The organism is Nocardioides pelophilus, assembly GCF_014180685.1.
Lineage (GTDB): Bacteria > Actinomycetota > Actinomycetes > Propionibacteriales > Nocardioidaceae > Nocardioides > Nocardioides pelophilus.
The window spans coordinates 1-538 of the sequence record NZ_JACEHF010000337.1 but is presented as its reverse complement, the minus strand read 5'-3'; the positions used below and the strand labels follow the sequence as shown (position 1 = coordinate 538).

1 pseudogene is annotated in these 538 nt (G+C 77.7%); it reads left to right on the top strand.

Annotation, left to right across the window (positions count from 1 at the left end):
* Positions 1-322, top strand: a pseudogene (locus H0488_RS23515) (recombinase RecQ); the annotation flags it as partial.
* Positions 323-538: the final 216 nt, after the last annotated feature.

Here is a 538-nt window from a genome sequence, read left to right as displayed (position 1 = left end):
GTCGGCCACCCGGTCGGGCCTGGTGGCCGACCTCGCCGACGGGCTGTCCCGCTACCTCCAGCGGCCGATCGTCGGCCGCTGGGCGATCACCGACCCTGGGGTGCCGGCCGGGCAGGGAGCCACCAACTCCGCCCAGCGGGTCGCGGCCGTCACCCGCCGCCACGCGCTGCGGCTCGACGACCCCGACGCCGTCCGCGGCCGCCGGGTGCTGCTCGTCGACGACCTTGTGGTGACCGGATGGTCGCTCACCCTCGCCGCCGACGCCCTGGTCTCGGTCGGCGCCGATGCGGTGCTGCCGCTCACGCTCGCCGTGTCGGCCTGATCCGAAGATCCCCAGGATGCGCCGTGGGTGCCCGTAACGTCGAGACATGACCGAGGACGCTCCCTCCACCGGCTCCGGCGAACCGCAGTCGACCCCGCCACCCCCGCCCGGGCCACCGCCCACCGTGGCGCCCAGTGACGCGAGCGGCGGCCGGCCGCTGACCGAGGGCCCCGCTCCTGCCGCGCCCCCCGCCGAGACGGCCGTCGCCGGGGGGGC